General features: G+C 50.5%; 12 protein-coding genes. 4 read left to right on the plus strand and 8 right to left on the minus strand.

The genetic code is table 11. The features are described from left to right. Positions 1-86 precede the first annotated feature (86 nt). From AC5FX6_RS15765 to AC5FX6_RS15775, 3 genes are all read right to left on the minus strand, one after another. Positions 87-953 (minus strand): SDR family oxidoreductase, encoded by an 867-nt coding sequence (locus tag AC5FX6_RS15765; RefSeq protein WP_493597942.1) that lies wholly within the window; start codon positions 951-953, stop codon positions 87-89. 117 nt (positions 954-1,070) lie between these two features. After that, the gene (locus AC5FX6_RS15770; RefSeq protein ID WP_493597943.1) at positions 1,071-1,928 is read right to left on the minus strand and encodes a hypothetical protein; all 858 of its coding nucleotides are present in this window, start codon (positions 1,926-1,928) and stop codon (positions 1,071-1,073) included. Positions 1,929-2,274: 346 nt separating this feature from the next. After that, positions 2,275-6,240, minus strand: coding sequence for a DEAD/DEAH box helicase (locus AC5FX6_RS15775; protein WP_493597944.1), 3,966 nt, complete (start codon positions 6,238-6,240; stop codon positions 2,275-2,277). Between the two features lie 217 nt (positions 6,241-6,457). Between AC5FX6_RS15775 and AC5FX6_RS15780 the strand changes: the two genes are divergently transcribed. From AC5FX6_RS15780 to AC5FX6_RS15790, 3 genes are all read left to right on the plus strand, one after another. Then, positions 6,458-7,189 (plus strand): hypothetical protein, encoded by a 732-nt coding sequence (locus AC5FX6_RS15780; protein ID WP_493597945.1) that lies wholly within the window; start codon positions 6,458-6,460, stop codon positions 7,187-7,189. Positions 7,190-7,387: 198 nt separating this feature from the next. Continuing rightward, positions 7,388-8,491 carry a prolyl oligopeptidase family serine peptidase gene (locus AC5FX6_RS15785; RefSeq protein ID WP_493597946.1) on the plus strand — a complete coding sequence of 368 codons (1,104 nt, stop codon included), beginning with the start codon at positions 7,388-7,390 and terminating at the stop codon, positions 8,489-8,491. Between the two features lie 12 nt (positions 8,492-8,503). Then, a complete protein-coding gene (locus tag AC5FX6_RS15790) occupies positions 8,504-8,986 on the plus strand; it encodes an NUDIX hydrolase (RefSeq protein ID WP_493597947.1) in 483 nt (160 codons plus the stop codon). Between the two features lie 12 nt (positions 8,987-8,998). Here AC5FX6_RS15790 and AC5FX6_RS15795 read toward each other — a convergent pair whose 3' ends face one another. The 5 genes from AC5FX6_RS15795 to AC5FX6_RS15815 all read right to left on the minus strand — a co-directional run bounded on the left by AC5FX6_RS15795 (position 8,999) and on the right by AC5FX6_RS15815 (position 13,480). Next, the gene (locus AC5FX6_RS15795) at positions 8,999-9,958 is read right to left on the minus strand and encodes a ComEA family DNA-binding protein (RefSeq protein ID WP_493597948.1); all 960 of its coding nucleotides are present in this window, start codon (positions 9,956-9,958) and stop codon (positions 8,999-9,001) included. 7 nt (positions 9,959-9,965) lie between these two features. Then, positions 9,966-10,127 (minus strand): hypothetical protein, encoded by a 162-nt coding sequence (locus AC5FX6_RS15800; protein ID WP_493597949.1) that lies wholly within the window; start codon positions 10,125-10,127, stop codon positions 9,966-9,968. Positions 10,128-10,133: 6 nt separating this feature from the next. Continuing rightward, positions 10,134-11,789, minus strand: a complete 1,656-nt coding sequence (locus AC5FX6_RS15805; RefSeq protein ID WP_493597950.1) for a sodium-dependent transporter — start codon at positions 11,787-11,789, stop codon at positions 10,134-10,136. A 120-nt stretch (positions 11,790-11,909) separates the two neighbouring features. Beyond that, positions 11,910-12,818: an SDR family oxidoreductase gene (locus AC5FX6_RS15810; RefSeq protein ID WP_493597951.1), complete on the minus strand. Its 909-nt coding sequence runs from the start codon at positions 12,816-12,818 to the stop codon at positions 11,910-11,912. A 20-nt stretch (positions 12,819-12,838) separates the two neighbouring features. Further along, a complete protein-coding gene (locus AC5FX6_RS15815) occupies positions 12,839-13,480 on the minus strand; it encodes a peptidylprolyl isomerase (protein ID WP_493597952.1) in 642 nt (213 codons plus the stop codon). Between the two features lie 296 nt (positions 13,481-13,776). On the opposite strand from AC5FX6_RS15815, the gene AC5FX6_RS15820 reads away from it, so the two are divergent. After that, a complete protein-coding gene (locus tag AC5FX6_RS15820; RefSeq protein WP_493597953.1) occupies positions 13,777-15,336 on the plus strand; it encodes an alanine/glycine:cation symporter family protein in 1,560 nt (519 codons plus the stop codon). Positions 15,337-15,388: the final 52 nt, after the last annotated feature.

Raw genomic sequence — 15,388 nt, forward strand, 5'->3', positions numbered from 1 at the left:
ATTAATTTAAAGCAAGAGGGCCTTTCCTGAATCAGGAAAGGCCCTCTTTTTTGTAGCTTGATTTTGCTTTCTTTATACCTGGTGCTCTAAAAACACTCCTGATAATCCTGCGCAAATTGCCGAAAGCTATGAGGCGCGCGACCTGTCAATTCCTGCACTGAGTTTGTGACTTTGGCAGACTTCTCCGCTTTGTAGGATGCATATAATTCCAGTAGTGCATCTGCAATAGGAGCAGGTGTATGATGCGCTAGCATGGCTTCCCGGGCTGCTGCTTCAGGCACGTCCACAAAGTCTACTTTCTTGCCTGTAGCCTCCCCTAGCATAGTCGCTATTTCGTGGTGGGAAAGCGCCTCCGGTCCAGTCAGGTCGTAGACCTTTCCTTCATGCGTATCAGACAGCAGCACTTCTACTGCAACCGCTGCTATATCACGGGCATCGATGTAGCTGACCTTCCCATCGCCTACCGGCATATAAAACTTACCATCGTGCTTGATAGAATCTGAGCTGTAGCTTACCAGGTTCTGCATGAAGCCAGCCGGCCGAAGAATGGTGTAAGGGATGCCACTTGCTTCCACATACTTTTCCATTTCGCGATGCCAACGCCCGAGCTGTATACCTGGCTCCGCTCCTGCTCCCAAAGCGGAGAGTTTTACAATGTACTTTACTCCTTGTTTCTTCGCCTCTTCTAGTAAGTTGCGCGCCATCTCCAGCTGGTCTTCCGAAAGCGGCGTGATCAGCATCAGTCGGTCGGTGTGGGTAAATGCGGCATGCAGGGATTCGGGGTTTCTGAAGTCAATCTCCACAATTTCCACACCCGGCAGCCGCTTCAGGTTCTCACCTTTGATGACAGAATGCACACCCGCCCGCACATTGACATCCTGCATGGCAAGCTGTTTTATAATCTCCCGGCCTACTGTACCTGTAGCGCCCGTTACCAATATCGTTTGTCGCATAGTTTTATCGCTTATGAAGTATGTTAGCTATACGTGCACAGGCCATTCTACGTGGCACTACGCAGCTATACTTATAAACTGATAAGGTCCGTAATTGGTTAAGTAATACCTGAAGCGTTATCGTTTTGGCTCAAAGCTAACCAGGTATAACTTACCTCTTTCATTGCTGATAAGCAGTTCTGTGGGAGACAGGTACAGCACGCCTTCAGCCTGACCAGTGCGGCCGACTCTAAGGCAGTAGCGCTTACCGGTAAACTGCACTTGCTCGTTTTCAGGTTCAAACAGGTATAGCCTTCCATATCCGAGCAAGGCAAAATCTATTCCATTGGGTGCGCTATCAGCGGCGGTGATTGCTGAGCTGAGGCGCAGCTCTTCCTGTGGCTCCAAGGTATAAGTGCCGGCCACGGTAGGTAAGGCATAACGGCGGGTTATGCTTTTGCGGGCACGGCTCTTTGTAAACAGGTGAAGGCTATCAGCCCGGTATAAAAAGGCCTCCAGATCAAAATGCCTGTTAGCTAAAGAGGGTGGAAATTCCTGCTGATCTGCAAAGTTGAAGTACAGGGTATCCTGCACATTCATGCTTTCTTCCTGCACTTTGAACACCCGTAAGTCGCGTCGGGTATTGGCGTTGTTTCCAAAGTCACCAATGTAAAGGTTGCCTTTATCATCCTGCGCCAGATCCTCCCAGTCACGGTTGGGTAACGGTAGGGGTACTGTGCGCAGCAGTTCCCCTTTCAAGTTAAACAGGTATAGCTCTGCCGGAAAGCTGCTGTCAGGATGGGTCCAAAAGGTGCTTTCAGAGGCACGCGCTAATCCAGAACTTTCCCTGATACGATCTTCCAGATACGCTATGCGTTGCACCTTCACCTTATAGTCTTTTCGCAGCCGTTCAAAGTCGCTGTTGCGCCTGTCAGGTCCGCAGCCACACAAAGTTGCTTGCAGGTATACATACAGGGTGAAGAGTTTGATCAGCATTTGCTTTGTCTGGAGCTTGGTATTGTGTCTCGCTTTAAGGGCTTACTGAATGGTTAGACTTGTCAACAATTTAATGGATTATTGTAAATAGCTTCCTGACCTGGCTATGATTCGGTCAGTTCAGGATCCGATTACTTTTACTTAAGTATGTTTTGTCAATTCAACTGGTATAGGTACTCTCCTCAAAGGGAGAAACCTGAAACATGACAGACACCCCCAAATAACTCAGATCTCTTCATTCTGTCGAGATGACAGAGATATCTATTATTTTTAAGTTGGTAGCATTGAACAAAGTGCTAATCTTACTATCGATTCAAATTCAATGCTTCACTGTCTTTCTGACTTCTCAACTTTCTAACCTCCTAACTTTTCTAGCTCCCAAACTCTTCAACTTATTTAGCAGAGCTTCGCGGTTGGCCCAGAGCTGCCGGCTGTATACCCGCTGAAAGGGCCAGTGCCGTTGGTGGAGCAGCTGAGGAATGTCGGCGTGGGCATGTCGCACGGATAAGTTGTTGAAATACAGATCATCGTCCGTAAGCACGACGCTGCTGTAGTTGCCTTCTTCCACTACAGTCAGATCTGCAAAAGGCACAGCAGGTTGCAAGGCAGGCACCGCTTGGGCCAGCTGCTCTTTCAGCATAGGTACCTGCAATGGCATAGGCCGTGTGTGAGGCTCGTACTTGAAATAACGTCGGCTTACCTGCTGAGCGTAATGCAGGTAATCGCGCAGCAGTTTAGGGCCTGTATGCTGCGCATTATCCACCAGTAACTGTTCACTGCGAATACTACTTACGACCATGACTAGCTGCCTGGCACGAGTGATCGCGACATTCAAGCGGTTTTCACCACCTGCCTGATTCAGACTGCCGAACTGCATCACCATTCTGCCTTTCGCATCCGGAGCATAGCCTACCGATAAGATCACCACCTCCTTTTCGTCTCCCTGCATGTTCTCGATGTTCTTGACCGTTACGGTTGCCGGCAACGCTATACCTTGCAGTTGGGCTTTTTCTTCCAGCAGGTCCTGAACCAGCATTTGCTGGTTGTAATTGAACGTGATCACACCTACGTCTTCTACCCCGCTTTGCAAAAGTTGCAGTACCTGCTCCACTACTTTCTCGGCTTCGGGCTGGTTACTGTTTTGCTGCCACAGGCCTTGCACTTTTACAAATTGAATGGCAGGCTGACGGGCATTCACGTCCTGCAATTCAGGTATAAGCTCAAGGCGGTTACGGTAGAAGCGGCGGTTTGAGAAGTCGATCAGCTCTGGGAAGCGGCTGCGGTAGTGCTGCGTGAGCATGGTCTGCGGCAGGTATAGCCCACAGAGTTGTAGCAGCGATTCAGCCGACAACTCCTCTGGCTCTTCATCACCGTTTCCGCTCCAGCGTGCGCGGTATAGATCCGAAGGTCGTAACTGCTGCTCATCACCAGCCACCACGACCTGCTGACCGCGCAGCATAGCCGGTATACCTGTTTCGGCGAAACATTGGCTAGCCTCATCAAAGATCACCAGATCAAAACAACGCTCCAGCGGGAACACCGCCGACACTGTTTCCGGGGATGCCAACCAGCAAGGTGCCAGATTCAGGATTTCTTCGCTGAAAAGGCTGAAGAGCTTCCGGATGGGATATAAGCTACGCTTCTTGCTGACCTGCGCGTGCAAGCGGCGGTACGTCACGGCATTACCCAGGCGGTTATACTCCATGTGCTGATAGGTCTGCTCGCGCAGTCGGGACAGCACAATTTCCTGGCTCAGTTCCTGCTTTTGCTGCAGTAGAGTTTGCAGTTCGCTTTCTATACGGTCAAGTTCGCCACTGTCGGGCATGCGCAGTTCAGGCCAAAGGGATTCGAGCTCGTACAGCCAGGACAGGTATAGGCTATTCAGAAACAGTGCCTCTCCTGCCTGGGCAGTGGCTATACCTTCCTGCAGTACCTGGCGACAGACTTCCTGCTCGGCAATCGTAAGTGTGCTGCGCAATTCGTCATAAGCCACCATCTGCTCAAAATACTGCCGCAGGCTTTCGAGCATTCTCGTGCTGTAGCCGCTCTCTTCCGCTAGTTTTACGATCTGTGCTTTAGGGAGCCATTGCTCCCACTCGCCATAGCGCTGCTCAAACACCTGCAGGGCCTGTGCCAAGGCTTGTAAGTGACCAGAAAGATTGGTTTCCTGCCACATCCTGTCGTGCAGTATTCGCTCCCGGTGGAGTTGCTTCAGAAGCTTATACGTTTCCAAAGCCTGCTCCACAACCTCCAGCTTCTGTAGCATCGGTGTCGGGTTGTCTTCCAGGCGCAAGGTATAGCGTATGCTCTTATTGATGGCTTTGATCAGGCCCTGTGCCTGCTCCCGCAACTCGATGCGCCGTTGCAATTCGCCTACTCCCTTCGGGGTCAGTTCGAGTTTATACTTGGCCAGCGCCTGTTGCAGGACTTTCTTGTCCTGTGAGAAAAACCAGCTTATACCTTTCAGGAAATCTTTTTGCTGCGCCTCAAAAGCCATGATAGCAGATTTCACTAACGTTAGTTGCTCGACAGGTATAGCCGCATCCGGCGCAGGGCACACCAGGTATAGCCCTTTGAGCTGCCGCACCATGTTCTTCAGTTCTGATGCTTTGGCCTCTTTTCGCAGCAAGGGTTGTAGCAGCTCAGCCACTCCTTCCCGCTCGAGCATGTGCTGTAGCTCCTCCAACTCATCGTAAGCGGTGCGGTAGCGCTCCAGACTGCTCAGCTCAAAGTCAGAACCGCTCAACTGGCTTATACCTTGCCGTAGTGAACCATACTGCTCAGGTATGGCTTCGATGGTACGCTCCAGTTCCTGCTGTTGCGGCCATCCGAAACCCTGCATGCTATGGCGTTCTTTCCAGGCAAAATCGTTTTGCTCCAGCACAATTCCTTGCTGCAAACAAGCCCGCAACCGAGGCAAAAAATCATTTACCCTATCCGCTGTGAACTGCTTGAATACCTCCGATAGTCGCACGTGCGGCTGTTGCAGGCTGCTGCGCAGGTATAGCTCTTTGGGTGACCAGCCACAACGACTGCTGTCAAACAAAGCGGCTCTGAAACTCTCCAGTTTTTGCAGACATTGGTTGATGCCACGGCTTACTTCCAGGAAAGTACGGTCCGTGTAAATGCTGTTGAGGGCGTGATTTTGCTTTTTGTATTCTTCCAGCAGGTCTATCTGCAGGAGCAATTGCTGGTAGATACTTTTGCGATCGGCGTTAATATCATGCACTAAAGCAGCAAATGGCCCCAGACCGGCGGACGATAATCGTTGGTGCACCACATCCAGGGCAGCGCGTTTCTGGCTGACTACCAGCACCCGTTTTCCCCGAGCCGTGAAGTCCGACACCAGGTTACAGATGAGCTGTGACTTGCCCGTTCCCGGAGGGCCCTGCACTACCAGCGAATGGCCCTTTTTAACCTGTTGCAAAGCTGCTTCCTGCGAAGCGTCCATGGCGAAGGCTGTAAAGGTATGCTGTGCCTGTGTGACTGCCTGGTTTATACCTGTATCAGGTGTCGCAAACAGGTCTTCCATCTCCTGCAATCCATTGCGCTGCAGCAGCTCATCGTAGTCGCTTAGCAGATAAGAAGCCGCCTGCGGATATAGGCCCAGCACTGCTTCCTGCTCCAGGTATAGCTGACCGGGTTTCAGATCAGCTTCGTAGTCGGCCTTCCGGAAATCATGGTATGGCTTAAGCTTATCGGTGAAGAATTCACGGCCTGCGTGCACGGTCAGCTGGTTCTCTTTCAATAGCTCGTATACCTGCGTGCGAAACTCCAGGGGGTGTGTGGGCAGTGTACCCAGGTCAAGCTCCAGCAAGGGCTCGGCCAGCGGAGTGCCCATATAGTGCGCATAAGCCAGCACAAAACTCTGGTTGAACTGCGCCGGTTGCGAGGGGTCAGGTATAAGCTCCCATTCCTGCTTGCTGTTTAACTGCAACTGCACCGGAAAAAACAGCAGCGGACAGCGCACGGTGGGGCCATCGGCAAACTTGCCGTGCACAAAAGGCCAGCCCAGGTATAGCTCCCGGCTTCCTCGCTCCTCTTCGATCAGGTCAGCCTTGCGGTGGATGTAGCGCAGTCGCTGGCTCACTGGCGTCACTGGAGCATACCGACTATCAGCAAAAGGCGCCAGAAAGGCAGCTTTTCCACTAATCACCTTCTCCAGAATATTGAAAGCAGGCTTGTTGTTGATGAAATCCAGCTCGTTTACATCCAGATGTAGCTCACGCGAAAGCCGCAGCAGCAACAGGGCCCTGTTCCCGGCGCTCAGGTTGAGCAGACGATGGCGATAGCTTTTGAGGATGGATTTCATACAGTGTATTGCTCCGAAAACGGATGGAATTGCAGAATAGTCTGTAGCTATACGGCAAGTCGGCAGCATTACGGCAAGTTAGCATGAATTTAGTGTACTTGGAAACGGGAAGTTGACCATCATTCTGGTCGGGATGTCGTAAAAATAATCATAAGACACTGTTTCTTAATAACGTGCAGCATCAGACGGGCTTATGCCGCTGTGCACACCTTTACTGATGAATCCGATCAGAAAATTCAGATCGCTCCACCTGTTTCTTCCTTCCTCTGAAGTAAGCTTAAGACCTGTTGCCTTTCCTAAGACCACCCTGTTGAGCAGTCTTCTCTATACCCTTGCCCTGTTTCATGCTTTGATCGGAATCGTGTTCTATTTTCAGGACAGGAGCCTCTTTTACAGCTATACCACCGAGGACGGCTATATCGAGTATTTTACCTCTTTCTTTTTGCTGGCCACCTCGCTTTACTGCTTCTATAAAGCACCCAAACTGGATGACAGGTGGTCGATGGCTTTTTATTATGTGGCAGCCGTGGTGTTTTTCTTTGGCTTTGGGGAGGAGATCTCCTGGGGACAGCGGCTCTTGGGGTTTGAAGTGCCCGATAAGCTGGAGAAAATAAATCCGCAGGGCGAGGCTACTCTCCACAACATCCACCTTTTTGGTGTGAATCTGAACAAGCTTGTCTTCGGAAAGCTGATGTACGTAGGTGTGTTCGTTTACTTTCTGGCATTCCCGCTGCTATACCTGCGCAAACGTTGGTTCAGGCTGCTGATAGACAAGTTCAGATTTCCGCTGCCAACTCCGCTGCAATCGCTGCTGTATACCTTAGTTTTTCTCAGCTTACTGCTGATTGGCGATGGCAAAAAGTGGGAAATTCAGGAATTTGCACTTGTCAGCTTCATTTTTTACGCTTTCCTGATGCCTTTCAATGCTAAAGCTCAATTACAGAGATAAGTTGGCTGGACTCGATGTTCTATTAATTTCATCAGTCAAATCAGCCATCTAACCTCTGGGGCTTATTTAACCGTATGGAATAAAAATTTCCTGCTAAGCTATTTTGTGAGCCGTTTTCTTAACAACATTTGAGCCGCACAGCAGTTGTAGTATCACGCACATGCTGTAGCTTGCAGCCGATTTGCACCGACAATTACTATGAAAAAATCAATTCATCTGCTCTTCTTTCTTGGGCTGGCCATCTCACTACTGTCCGCCTGCCGCAAAGAGCGCCAGGAGAAGGCAGTAACTCGCATGGATGAGTATACGACATCTAAGCAATACCCTTCGAAGTTTGCGGATGAGAGCATTCAAAAATGGAAAGAACAGGTGCCCGAAATAAAGGAAGTCAAAATCAAGTCTACGCTTGATGGCAATGAACAGCCTGCTCTGTTTTATTCCTCCAACACGACCGGGCCGCGACCATTGCTGGTGATGCTGCACAGCTGGAGCAGCGAGTACCTGCAGGAAGTCAGCATTCCCTTTGCACTTTGGTCCAAAGAGTACGACTGGGCTTTTATCCACCCTAACTACCGTGGCAAGTTCAACAAACCGGAAGCGATGGCCTCCGACCTGGCCATTCAGGACCTGGTAGATGCAGTTAACTACGCCAAAGCAAACGCTGAAATAGACGAGTCGCGCATTTATATCCTGGGTTCATCGGGCGGCGCCATGACAGCTTTGGTGGCAGCCGGCCGACACCCTGAGATCTGGGCAGGTGTTGTGGCCTGGGTACCCGTGTTCGACCTCGTGGACTGGTATGCCTTTAGCCAGAACTACCCGCACCGCGACTACAATCGACATGTGGAAATAGCTTGCGGCGGACCACCTATACCTGGCACGCCAGCTGCCGAAGAATGCCTGCGCCGAAGCCCAAGCACCTACATCCATAATGCCAAAGACGTCCCGATTTTTCTGGCGCATGGCACGGTAGATGTTCTGGTACCACCTGATCATTCTATCAGAGCATTCAACATACTGGCTAACCCAGAGGACACCATTTCACAGAAAGAGATCGACTACATACTCGAAAAGCAGGAGCTTCCGGAAGGGATGAAAGGCGCGACAAACCGTGACAAATACTTTGGCGCCAAAGATCCGAATATTGTGTTTGTGCGGGAATCAGCTAATGTTCGGCTGATGCTGTTTGTGGGTGTGCACGACATGGCCTACAACCCCGGCCTGCTCTGGCTGAATGAGCAACAAAAGAAGATGCCCGCTCCTGCTGAAGAGCCTGTAGCCGGTCAGAAACCATCATCCTGATAGCTTGCCAATATGTCTGAAACGCCCAGGAAAGACACATCTGCTAAACCCGCAATACCTACTTTGGAGCAGGTTTCTTCGGGCGGTGTTGTCTTTCAGCACGGCGCTTCAGGTATAGAGGTGGCACTGATCTCTGTCGGAAAGCCCGCCCGCTGGCAGTTACCCAAAGGCATCGTAGACCCCGGCGAAACACCCGAGGCAACTGCTGTGCGTGAGGTGCAGGAGGAAACGGACGTAATAGCTACCCTGGTTGAGAAAATCGATACGATTGAGTACTGGTATGTGGGAAACAAAGCTGGGCAGCGGGTTCGATTTCACAAGTTTGTGCACTTCTTCCTGCTCGTTTACCAGTCAGGCAACATCGGTCAACACGACTGGGAAGTGAACGAAGCCCGCTGGGTAGACCTGCAGGCAGCCAAAGAACTGTTGTCTTTCAAGAGCGAAAGACAGGCGCTGGAAAAGGCGGAGCGGATGTTGGAGAATTTTAAAGACTGACCTACGCTATACCTACAGCACCAGGTATGGACTTACTTTTTCAAACAGTTCCTGCGTCACGATCTTGATCTGCCTAATATCTTCCACTTGCCTGAATGCACCGTGCTGTTCCCGGTAAGCCACAATTGCCCGGGCCACGTTGGAGCTGATATAAGGATGTGCTTTCAGTTGGTCCGCACTAACCTGATTGAGCGACAACTGCTGCAGGGTGTTGGCCTTCGGCACAAAGGTGTATTTCTGTAGACTGTCTACTGCTGTTGGAGGCAGTCCGTATACCTCCTGTACCTGCGCCATGCTGTGGAAACCTCCCAAGCCATCTCTATACTTCACGATCCTTGCTGATAGTTTGCTGCCAATTCCTCTGATCTGCTTCAAAGCTGTGGTATCAGCGGTATTGATGTTGAAAGGCGCCAGGATAAACCCCTCGCGAGGACTTGGGTTGCTGGCCCAATTTGGATTTGGCGCCGTCCGTGGACTGCCGGCCATACCTTGATTGAGGCTATACCTATCAGGCTTGGTTTCGGGAAGTTGAATGTAAGGGTATAGCTTTTGGAAAACCGAATCGGGCAGGCCGTAAATGGTACCGAGCTGTGCCTTGTAAGTGAAGTCGCCTACTTTGTTGCGGAAGTTGAGGATGCGTTTCGCCATGTACTTCGGCATACCCAGCTCCTGCCACTGCTCCTCATTTAAGTGATTGGGATTAAAAGGCTGCAGCGCCACTGGCACTTGGTAGATTTCCCTCCCACCCTTCATTGCCGGTTGCTTGTACTCGAGTTGCGCTACCAGACTGTCAAGCATCTGTGTGTCGGATAGGCTACTTTCAGAAGTGCTGGTTTCGGGCTTTGTAACCCACTTAAATAGCAATGGTGCTGCCGTTAGCAGCACCATTGCCCCTATCAGTACCAGAAACCCGTTTACCTCACCTTGCGAAAAGCCAAAGTTGCGTCGAATCCAGTACTTTATTTTTCTCATTCCTAATTTATGCCCGCGGAGCCTGCCGCTCTATCTCGTCATCGTTGTCGAGATAAGAATCCGGTTCCGGTTTTGGGGGTGCACTCAACACCCGGTAAAAGAAGTATAACGTTAAGCCAGTTACCAGCAATATGGTACTGAGCATGACAACAAGTGCAGATGTATTCATAGTTTCCTAAATTCTTCCTTCTCTAACTCTTTTTTTGTAAGCAATGTAAACCAACAGCGCGATGCTCAGGAATACAGCCACTAGCAGCGTACGTGACGCATTTACAAAGAACAGTGTATCCTGCAATTGTTGAATCACTTCCGGATCAGTTGCCTCGGCCAATTGACGCTTCAGGCTGGTGTTCTTGATCTTATTGATGATCGAACTATCGTCCAGTTCCCAGCCATTAGCTAAGGCCCCGGCCCAGTCACCACCTTTTGGCGTAATAAGCGACCCGATAAACACCCAAAGCAGCAACAGAGGCGTTACAAACTTAATGATGTATTTATAGAAGTTCGGCACTTGAATGTCGGCACCGGAGGTAATCTCCCGCCAGCCCTTGTTCATACCAAACACCCACGCAAACAGAATAGATTCAAACAAAGCGAATACTACCAGCGATACAGTGCCTGCCCAATAGTCGTATTCGTCGAATACGCCATATTTAAAGAACAGCACCGTTGGCATACCCAGCAGCAACACGATCAGGCCAAACGACCAGGCCGCAGGCTTGCGTCTCCAGTTAAACTCATCCTGCAGGAAACCGATCCAAGGTGTACCCATGGCAAGCGAGGAAGTAATACCAGCAAAGAACAGAAGGCCGAACCACATGACACCAGCTACTGCGCCCAGCACATCGCCCCACTGGTAGAACAGGTATGGCAGCGTTCTGAAACCAAGCCCAAGACCACCCTGGCTGTTCACCAACTCTGTAACACCGTCAACACCCAGATAACCGATTGAGATCGGAATCAGGATAGCAGCACCCAGCACTACCTCCACAAACTCGTTCATCCAACCGGCTGACATTGCGTTAAGGGCGATGTCGTCTTTGGAGCGCACATAAGAAGCATAGCAATGGATGGTACCCATACCTACCGACAAGGTAAAGAAGATCTGACCGGCAGCTGCCAACCACACGCTTGGCGACCACAGTTCATCAAAGTTCGGCGTCCATAAGAAGTTAAGTCCTACAGAGCTATCGTTGATTGCGCCATTCTCACCTGCCGTGATGGTGAAGCCTTTGTAAGCCAGGAAAACACCAAATAGAATCAGCAAGGGCATACCGATCTTGGCAACACGCTCCACACCTTTGGCAAGGCCTTGAGAAAGGATCCAGGTGTTAAGCAGCAAGCAGATCACAAAGAAAACGATCGGCTCGTAAGGTATACCGAAAGTAGACTCTCCCAGGCTCACATACTCGTTGAAGAAAGCAGATACTCCATTCTGGTCTAGTCCTGCGAAGGTACCGCCGATGGAGTGGAACACGTAAGAGAGCGTCCAGGACTCCAGGTAGCAGTAGTATGAGGCTACCGCGATGTTCGTCCAGATGCCAAATACCCCGATGTACTTCCAGAGGCGGTTGCGGTGCATGGTGTCCACAATAAACGGTGTGGAGTGGTGACCGAACTTACCGCCGAAACGGCCCATTGACCATTCAATCCAGAGGAGCGGAATACCCATTACCAGAAAGCAGATCAGGTAGGGTATAATGAAAGCTCCACCGCCGTTCTGCACCGCCTGCACTGGGAAACGGAGGAAGTTTCCCAGACCCACCGCGTTGCCGGCCATGGCCAGAATGAGACCCACCCGGGAGCCCCATGATTCTTTGTTAGCACTCATAAAAAGGGTAAAAGTTGGTTAGTTTAGATTAGTTGTTTAGTGTAAAGGCAAGAATAATCAGGAATTAAAGCTTACAATTTAAACAATGGTTCTGATTGCACCATATTAAATTCAATATTTTTAATACATATCAGCTTGCTCTGCCACCATGGCTATACCCTCTTCAAATGTGTGCGGCTTGTACCCTAGTTCTCGCTCTGCTTTTGTGATGATAAAACCAGTGCGTGGCGGACGCTTGGCGGGTTGAGAAAAGGTGCTGCCATCTGCTTTATCGATCAGTGATTTGTCTAGCTCAAAGTAGTCAGCCACGAGCAAGGCCATGTCGTAAGGTGTGTACATTTCCTTGCCTGAGATGTTGTAAATACCTTCAGCGTTGCGCTCTACAGCTAACCAGCAGCCCATCGCCAGATCCTCGGCCAGCGTAGGCGTACGGAATTGGTCAGTCACCACTTTGATCACTTTGCCGGACCGGAGACTGTCACGCACCCACAGCACAATGTTCGTGCGGCCGTAGTCGTGCACCACACCATACACCAGCACGGTGCGGAGTATCGCCCATTTGCAAGTTGCCTTCTTCACAATCTCTTCGGCCATCAGCTTCGTTTCGCCATAAAAACTGATCGGGTTGCCCTCTGCTTCCTCATCATAAGGGCCGTCCTCGCCATCGAAAATGAAGTCGGTGGAAAGGTGGACCAGGTGTACGTTGTGCTTTTCGCAGGCTTCTACGATAAAGGCCACGGCGTCACGGTTGAGCCTGAGAGCACCTTCGCGGTCAGACTCGCACTGGTCCACGTTCGTCATGGCAGCGGTGTGAATCAGGTGTGTCGGTTTAAAGTCAGCTACTACCCGCTCCACTTCTAGCGGGTTGGTCACATCCATCGAAGCAAAGGCCAAAGTCGGGAAGATCTCAGCCAGTTTGTTCTCACCGCGGCTGGTTGCCAGCAGTTCTACATCCGTACGGGGCAATAGTAAAGCAGCCAGTTTCTGGCCCAGCAGGCCGTTAGATCCTGTAATCAGTATTTTTTTCATATTCTTGGGTTTGTAGGCAGTTAGTCTACCTGTGGGTAGGTATAGTTGTACTTGCGGGCGATCTTCTTCTTTTTCACGTCCTCTACTTTCATTGTCATCTTCACATCCGAAAGCGGGCGATTACGGCCGTCAACCGGTTGTTCGGCTATCTTATCAATTACATCCAGACCGTCGATTACCTGCCCAAACACAGTATAAGCTTCATCCAGCTGTGGTGTGCCCTGGTGGTTTTCCACGATGTAAAACTGTGAACCACTCGACTCTTTTCTGGGGTTCACCTGATCACCCATACGGGCAGCGGCGAGAGCACCGCGCACATGCTTGTATTTCGGCTTGATCTCGGCAGGAACTGTATAGCCCGGATTGCCCATGCCGTCGTTGCGCGGATCATCGTCTTTGGTGTTAGGGTCACCACCCTGAATCATAAAACCGTCAATCACACGATGAAACGTGGTGCCATCGTAGTAACCCTCTCGGGCCAACTTAAGGAAGTTTTCTTTGTGAAGCGGTGTGTCACTGTAAAGCAACAGTTTCATCTCACCATGCGGGGTAGAGATCGTTATCAGTTGGTCTTTGCCTTTCGGGGCTTTCTGAGCTAATACGGCCATCGGCAATAAGGCCAGCACTACAACAAATGCAGCAATCTTACGAAGCAGATTCATGTTTAAAGTATAGGTTTGATAGTCTAAAATGGATGTCTGGATTTCAAATTTAAGCCTTTTTAGCACCTTTTCACGCTTCGAGCTCTTTTTCTGCCTGCATACCCGAATACTTCTATTTCAAAACAAAGTCCAGAGGTATAGCACCATGCAAAGAAGTGCCTTCCGCTCGCAGGACAATGCTTGCATTATAAGAACTTTATGCTGTACCCGCTGAAGCAATTTAAAGGCAAATTTTATACTTCCGTCAAATAAAGTTATATTCATGCATGCTGACTAAACTTACCTATCCTTATTTAATGAAAAGAATCCTACTTCCCACCTCTCTTGGCCTAGCTGGTTCAGGCAGTGTACTGGCACAGGCGCCCCCTACCACCATCGACGAAAAAATTGAAGCGGCCGTAGCTCCTACCGCAGAGCTTATATCTGATATCATCTTTTATGAAGTACAGGTGGCTGGCACAGGTATCCCCCTTATACTGGTGTGGCTGCTGGCAGGCGCTCTGTTCTTTACTGTATACCTGGGCTTTGTCAACATCAGAGGCTTTAAGTATGCGCTGGACATTGTGCGCGGAAAGTACAACCAGCCCGATGCCCCCGGGGAGGTTTCCCACTTCCAGGCACTGACAGCTGCCGTATCGGGCACAGTAGGTTTGGGTAATATTGCAGGTGTAGCCATTGCTATCTCACTTGGAGGGCCAGGCGCAACTTTCTGGATGATCATGGCCGGTATTTTTGGTATGTCCACCAAGTTTGTGTCGTGTACGCTCGGAGTGAAATACCGCGATGTGCACGCTGACGGCACTGTATCGGGCGGACCGATGCATTACCTGAAGAAAGGCCTGCAGGAACGCGGTATGACAGGCCTGGGCAAATTTCTGGCGGCTTTCTTTGCAGTTATGTGTATAGGTGGAGCTTTGGGAGCGGGTAACATGTTCCAGATCAATCAGGCGACGCAACAGTTTATATCGGTAACGGGCGGTGCCGAAGCTTCTTTCTTTGGAGGTGGCAATGCCTGGATGTTCGGACTGATCATGGCAGTATTGGTAGGCCTCGTTATTCTGGGCGGCATGAAGAGCATCGCCCAGGTTACGGAAAAAGTAGTGCCCCTTATGTGCGGCATTTACATCCTGGCCGCCATTATTGTGTTGGTGGTTAACATCACCCAAATCCCGGCGGCTTTTGTAGCCATTTTTGAAGGCGCCTTCACCACGACAGCCATAGGCGGTGGTGTGGTAGGTGTCATGATTCAGGGCTTGCGTCGTGGTATTTTCTCGAACGAGGCAGGTATAGGCTCAGCCTCCATCGCCCACTCCGCTGTGAAAACCAATATGCCGGTAACTGAAGGCTTTGTTGCTTCACTGGAGCCTTTCATTGACACAGTAGTTGTCTGCACCATGACAGCCCTCGTCATTGTGGTAACCGGTGCCTATACCCAGGACACAGGCGACGGTATAGCGCTCACCTCTTCGGCTTTCGCCACTGTTATTGAGTGGTTCCCGCTTATTCTGGCAGCTGCCGTTATCCTTTTCGCTTTTTCTACCATGATCACCTGGTCCTACTATGGCCTGAAGTCTTGGACCTACTTGTTTGGCCACACCAGGTCAGCTGATATCTCATTCAAGGTGCTGTTCTGTGCCTTTGTGGTGCTGGGTGCACCGATCCAGCTCAACAGTGTGGTGGCCTTCTCTGATGCGATGCTGTTTGCCATGAGCATCCCGAACCTGGTAGGTCTGTTCATACTGGCTCCTGTCGTGAAAAACGAGATGAAGGCTTTCCTGGCCTATGCCCGCTCCAACCAGAAACAACCATTCACGCCGGAGGCGGTGGAAGCAGCGCATCTAAAGGCTGAAGCATAGGGATAGACAGTGGGTATAACTTATACCTTTAACATGAACGGGCCGCTTGCTT

The organism is Pontibacter sp. LHS2, from assembly GCF_058932845.1.

Bases quoted from the DNA above. Each gene is read 5' to 3' on its own strand.
- AC5FX6_RS15765 (WP_493597942.1), bottom strand. From the start codon at position 953: ATGCGACAAACGATATTGGTAACGGGCGCTACAGGTACAGTAGGCCGG.
- AC5FX6_RS15770 (WP_493597943.1), bottom strand. From the start codon at position 1,928: ATGCTGATCAAACTCTTCACCCTGTATGTATACCTGCAAGCAACTTTG.
- AC5FX6_RS15775 (WP_493597944.1), bottom strand. From the start codon at position 6,240: ATGAAATCCATCCTCAAAAGCTATCGCCATCGTCTGCTCAACCTGAGC.
- AC5FX6_RS15780 (WP_493597945.1), top strand. From the start codon at position 6,458: ATGAATCCGATCAGAAAATTCAGATCGCTCCACCTGTTTCTTCCTTCC.
- AC5FX6_RS15785 (WP_493597946.1), top strand. From the start codon at position 7,388: ATGAAAAAATCAATTCATCTGCTCTTCTTTCTTGGGCTGGCCATCTCA.
- AC5FX6_RS15790 (WP_493597947.1), top strand. From the start codon at position 8,504: ATGTCTGAAACGCCCAGGAAAGACACATCTGCTAAACCCGCAATACCT.
- AC5FX6_RS15795 (WP_493597948.1), bottom strand. From the start codon at position 9,958: ATGAGAAAAATAAAGTACTGGATTCGACGCAACTTTGGCTTTTCGCAA.
- AC5FX6_RS15800 (WP_493597949.1), bottom strand. From the start codon at position 10,127: ATGAATACATCTGCACTTGTTGTCATGCTCAGTACCATATTGCTGGTA.
- AC5FX6_RS15805 (WP_493597950.1), bottom strand. From the start codon at position 11,789: ATGAGTGCTAACAAAGAATCATGGGGCTCCCGGGTGGGTCTCATTCTG.
- AC5FX6_RS15810 (WP_493597951.1), bottom strand. From the start codon at position 12,818: ATGAAAAAAATACTGATTACAGGATCTAACGGCCTGCTGGGCCAGAAA.
- AC5FX6_RS15815 (WP_493597952.1), bottom strand. From the start codon at position 13,480: ATGAATCTGCTTCGTAAGATTGCTGCATTTGTTGTAGTGCTGGCCTTA.
- AC5FX6_RS15820 (WP_493597953.1), top strand. From the start codon at position 13,777: ATGAAAAGAATCCTACTTCCCACCTCTCTTGGCCTAGCTGGTTCAGGC.